This window comes from Mesorhizobium sp. M1A.F.Ca.IN.020.06.1.1 (assembly GCF_004023265.1).
GTDB lineage: Bacteria > Pseudomonadota > Alphaproteobacteria > Rhizobiales > Rhizobiaceae > Mesorhizobium.
This window is the reverse complement of the sequence record NZ_RZSR01000447.1, coordinates 1-4,758: the sequence shown is the minus strand read 5'-3', so window position 1 is coordinate 4,758 and position 4,758 is coordinate 1. Positions and strand designations below refer to the sequence as shown.

General features: G+C 65.6%; 4 protein-coding genes and 1 pseudogene. All 5 read right to left on the bottom strand.

Features of this window, described 5'->3' with window-relative positions:
• A partial coding sequence (gene truB, locus EOA60_RS19360) for a tRNA pseudouridine(55) synthase TruB (RefSeq protein ID WP_128311746.1) occupies positions 1-716 on the bottom strand: 716 nt, incomplete at its 3' end.
• Complete coding sequence (gene rbfA / locus EOA60_RS19355; protein ID WP_095824226.1) at positions 717-1,136, bottom strand: 30S ribosome-binding factor RbfA; 420 nt, start codon at positions 1,134-1,136, stop codon at positions 717-719.
• Positions 1,137-1,263: 127 nt separating this feature from the next.
• A complete protein-coding gene (infB, locus tag EOA60_RS19350; protein ID WP_095824227.1) occupies positions 1,264-3,831 on the bottom strand; it encodes a translation initiation factor IF-2 in 2,568 nt (855 codons plus the stop codon).
• Positions 3,828-4,478 (bottom strand): RNA-binding protein, encoded by a 651-nt coding sequence (locus EOA60_RS19345; RefSeq protein ID WP_095777502.1) that lies wholly within the window; start codon positions 4,476-4,478, stop codon positions 3,828-3,830. The genes infB and EOA60_RS19345 overlap by 4 nt, the downstream gene beginning before the upstream one ends.
• 32 nt (positions 4,479-4,510) lie before the next feature.
• Positions 4,511-4,758, bottom strand: a pseudogene (locus tag EOA60_RS19340) (transcription termination/antitermination protein NusA); the annotation flags it as partial.

Sequence of the window (4,758 nt, the reverse complement as noted above, 5' to 3'; positions counted from 1 at the left end):
ACCTCGGCTTCTTCGTCCGAATTCTCATCCGTCTTGCCGCCGAAGCGCGCCGCTTCGAGCTCGGCGACGGTGACGAAATCGTCCGCCGTGAACGGCTCGACCTCGACGCGGCGCAACTCGGAGATGTGGCCGAAGCAGCCCAAATCGCGACCCATGTCGCGCGCCAGCGAGCGCACATAGGTGCCCTTGCCGCACTCGACCTCGAAGACGGTTCTATCGACACCATGCTCGACGATGTCCAAACGGCCGATTTCGATCTCGCGGGCGGGAATGTCGACCGTCCCGCCGTCGCGGGCAAGATCGTAGGCGCGCTCGCCGGCAATCTTGACGGCAGAAAATTGCGGCGGCGTCTGCATGATGACGCCGGTGTATTTCGGCAGCAGCGCCCGCACCTCGGCCTCGGCCGGGCGGCGGTCCGAGCTGTTCGTCACCGGCCCTTCGAGGTCGTCCGTCGACCGCTCCTCGCCCCAGGCGACGGTGAAGCGGTAGACCTTGGCGCCATCCTGCACGTAAGGCACGGTCTTGGTCGCCTCGCCGAGCGCGATCGGCAGCATGCCGGAAGCCAACGGGTCGAGCGTGCCGGCATGGCCGGCCTTCTCCGCTTGGAACAGCCATTTGATCTTGGAGACGGCTTCGGTCGAGCCCATGCCGACCGGCTTGTCCAGCACCACCCAGCCGGAGACCGGCCGGCCCTTCTTCTTGCCGCGGCGCGCCACCTATTCCTCGTCCTTGTCGTTGTTTTTATTCTGGTGGTCGAGATCGCGCGCGACCTCGGGCGATTTCAGCAATTCGTTGATCCTGGCGAAATTGTCGAAAGACGTATCGAGCCGGAAGCGAAACTCGGGCATGTACTTCATCTGCCTGAGCGCGCCCGAGACGCGGCCGCGAATGAACTTCGCATGTCTGTTGAGCGCCCCGACCACGGCGTCGGCGTCGCCGGCCCCAAGCGGCGAGATGAAAGCAGTGGCGATCTTGAGGTCGGGCGACATGCGTACTTCCGAGACCGAGACGACGCTGTTCTCGATCACCGGGTCGACGATTTCGCCGCGCTGCAGGGTCTCGGATAGGGCGTGACGCACCTGCTCGCCGACGCGCAGCATGCGCTGGGACGGGCCTGATGTTGTCGAACGGGACATTTTTCTTCAGTCCTGAAATCGTGAAGCGCGGGATGGGACCGCGCCACATGTCTCAACTACGAAACAAGGATCTCGGGCGGCAGCCTTGCGGCCGCCGCCCGGTGAATTCCGGCAAGTATATCCGAAATTAGAGCGTCCGGCTCACCATCTCGACGCGGAAGCACTCGATGACGTCGCCGACGCGCATGTCCTCGTAGTTCTGGAAGGCCATGCCGCATTCCTGACCGCCCGGCACTTCCGAAACCTCGTCCTTGAAGCGCTTCAGCGTCTTCAGCGTGCCTTCGTGGACGACGACGTTGTCGCGGATCAGGCGCACGCCCGCGCCACGCTCGACCTTGCCTTCGGTGACGCGGCAGCCGGCGATCTTGCCGACCTTCGAGATGTCGAAGATCTCGAGGATCTCGGCATTGCCGATGAAGGTCTCGCGCCGCTCGGGCGAGAGCATGCCGGAAAGAGCTGCCTTCACGTCATCGACGAGGTTGTAGATGATCGAATAGTAGCGGATCTCGATGCCGGCAGCGGCAGCAGCCGTGCGCGCCTGCGCATTGGCGCGGACGTTGAAGCCGATGATCGCAGCGCCCGAGGTCTCGGCAAGCGAGACGTCGGTCTCGGTGATGCCGCCGGCGCCCGAATGAACGATCCGTACCCTGACCTCGTCGTTGCCGAGCTTTTCGAGCGCAGCGTTGATCGCTTCGATCGAGCCCTGCACGTCGCCCTTGATGACCAGCGGAAACTCCTTCAGCCCGCTCGCTTGCAACTGCGACATCATCTGCTCGAGCGAGCCGCGCTGGCCGGCATGCTTGGCCACCGCCTTCTCGCGCGCCAGGCGCTGGCGATACTCGGTGATCTCACGCGCACGCGCCTCGTTGTTGACGACCGCGAAGCGGTCGCCTGCCTGCGGCGTGCCCTGGAGGCCGAGCACCTCGACCGGCATTGCCGGCGGCGCTTCCGGCACATGCTCGCCGCGATCGTTGACCAGCGCGCGGACACGGCCCCATTCGTTGCCGGCGACGATGATGTCGCCGGGCATCAGCGTGCCGGTCTGCACCAGCACGGTGGCGACCGGACCGCGGCCCTTGTCCAGCTGCGCCTCGATGACCGCGCCTTCGGCGGTGCGGTCGGGATTGGCCTTGAGGTCGAGGACTTCGGCTTGCAGCAGAATCGCTTCCAGCAGCTTGTCGAGATTGGTGCCCTTGGTCGCCGAAACCTCGACGTCCAGCACCTCACCGCCCATCGATTCCACGAACACTTCGTGGCGCAGCAGTTCAGTGCGCACCTTCTGCGGGTCGGCGTCGCGCTTGTCGATCTTGTTGATCGCCACGATGATCGGCACGCCGGCCGCCTTGGCGTGATTGATCGATTCGATCGTCTGCGGCATGACGCTGTCGTCGGCCGCCACCACCAGCACGGCGATGTCGGTCACCTGGGCGCCGCGAGCGCGCATCGCCGTGAAGGCGGCGTGGCCGGGCGTGTCGATGAAGGTGATCTTCTGACCGTTCTTCTCGATCTGGTAGGCGCCGATATGCTGGGTGATGCCGCCGGCCTCGCCGGAGACGACATTGGCGTTGCGGATGGCGTCGAGCAGCGAGGTCTTGCCGTGGTCGACATGGCCCATGATGGTCACCACGGGCGGACGCGACACCAGGTCTTCCGGACGGTCGGCGATGTTGAACAGGCCTTCCTCGATGTCGGACTCGGCGACGCGGCGGACCGTATGGCCGAATTCGGAAGCGACCAGCTCGGCCGTATCGGCGTCGATGACGTCGCCCGGCTTCAAGATCTGGCCCTGCTTCATGAAGAACTTGACCACGTCCACGGCGCGCTCGGACATGCGCTGCGCCAGTTCCTGGATGGTGATGGTTTCGGGCAGGATCACTTCGCGCATGACTTTCTCGCGCGGCTCGTTGTGCATCGCGCGCTTGAATTTTTCCTGGCGGCGGCGCATCGACGACAGCGAGCGGCCGCGCGCATCTTCATCCGACAGCGCGGTGTTCAGCGTCAGCTTGCCGCGGCGACGGTCTTCCTCGCCCTTGGTCGGCTTGGCCGGCCGCGCGACTTCCGGCGTGACCAGACGGCGCACAGGCGCTCCGGCGCCGGCACCACCAGGGCGCCGCGGCTTGACCTCCTCTTCCTCATCGGCCGTGGCCAGTTCGGCGGCTTGCGGGGCGCGGCGGCGCGCTTCTTCCTCGGCGCGGCGGCGGGACTCGGCCTCGGTTTGCAGACGTGCCTCTTCCTCGGCCTGACGGCGGGCGGACTCCTCACGCTCGCGCTTGCGGCGCTCTTCCTCCTCGGCGCGGCGCTTGGCCTCTTCCTGGGCGCGCTGACGATCCTCGATCTCACGCGCCTTGGAGCCTTCGAGCGCCCTGCGGCGCGCTTCCATCTCGCCGCGCGACAATTCGTTCAGCACCATGCCGGAGCGTTCCGGCTGCGGCGGCGCCTTCGGCGCTTCCTGCACGGCAGGCGCGGGTGCCGCGGCTGCGGGCTTCGGGGTGAAGACGGACGGCGCCACCGGCTCCGGCTTGTCGCCGGGCAGCGAGAACTTGCGCTTCTTGGTCTCGACCACGACCGACTTGGTGCGTCCGTGCGAGAAATTCTGGCGCACGGTGCCCTGCTCGAGGCCAGGGCGCTTCAGCGTCAAGGTCTTCTTCGGCGTAACGCTCAACGTCTTGTCGTCGCCCGATTTCGTATCGCTCATTCCATATCCTCTGCGGCATCATCATCGTCAGCAACGGCCGCAAGCATTGCCAAATCGTCCGGGGTTCCGCCCCGATAACGGTCGAGCGCAACCATGCGCTTCTCAACCGCCTTACCCGCATCCTGCGCGAGGACGGCAGCATGTATCACATTTGTACCCCCCAATGCCAAGCTCAACTCGGCTTCGGGGAAAAGTTTGTAGGCCGGTGTAGCGGGGCCGCCGAGATGAACGGTTGCCCGCCGCGCCTGACTGATCTTGCGCACGCCGTCGTCCGAGGCTTCCCTCGCGTGCAGCACGAAGAGCGCCTGCCCGTCGCGCACGGCAGCCTCTACCTTGGCGGCGCCCAGTACGACCGCTCCGGCCTTGCGAGCAAGACCCAACATGCCCAGGGCGGATCTGGAAAGCAGCCCGTCGACCATGTCGCCGAGTTCGGCTGGAACGGTGACCTGCGCCTTGAAAGCGCGGGCAAACAGGTTCTTCGCCGCTGCCTTGTCGATATGTAGGCGATCGGCGGTGACCCAGCAACCGCGGCCGGGCAGATTTCGCTTGATGTCCGGAACGACGGCCGAATCCGGGCCGACGACGAAGCGGATCAGTTCATCCGCTTCGGCCTGCCTGCGCGTGACGATGCAAGTGCGATCGTTCATGTCGTCCACGGGTTTTGCGATTGGTGGTCACCTCACGCACCGACGGTTTCACCGGGCGCTTCCTCAGCGGCCAGTTCTTCCTCGGAAATCCAGCCGGCCTTCTTGCGAGCGGTCAGCACCATCTGCTCCGCATCGGCGCGCGAGACGCCGTGATCGGCGAGCACACCGGGATAGACCTTGGTCTCGCCGTCCTTGCGTTCCTTCCAGCCGATCAGGTCGTCGGCGGCATAGCCGGCGAAGTCCTCGATCGTCTTCACGCCGTCCTCGCCGAGGGTCACCA

What these genes read in the sequence shown, in the direction of transcription:
- rbfA (WP_095824226.1), bottom strand. Translation starts at nt 1,136, where the DNA reads ATGTCCCGTTCGACAACATCAGGCCCGTCCCAGCGCATGCTGCGCGTC.
- EOA60_RS19345 (WP_095777502.1), bottom strand. Translation starts at nt 4,478, where the DNA reads ATGAACGATCGCACTTGCATCGTCACGCGCAGGCAGGCCGAAGCGGAT.
- infB (WP_095824227.1), bottom strand. Translation starts at nt 3,831, where the DNA reads ATGAGCGATACGAAATCGGGCGACGACAAGACGTTGAGCGTTACGCCG.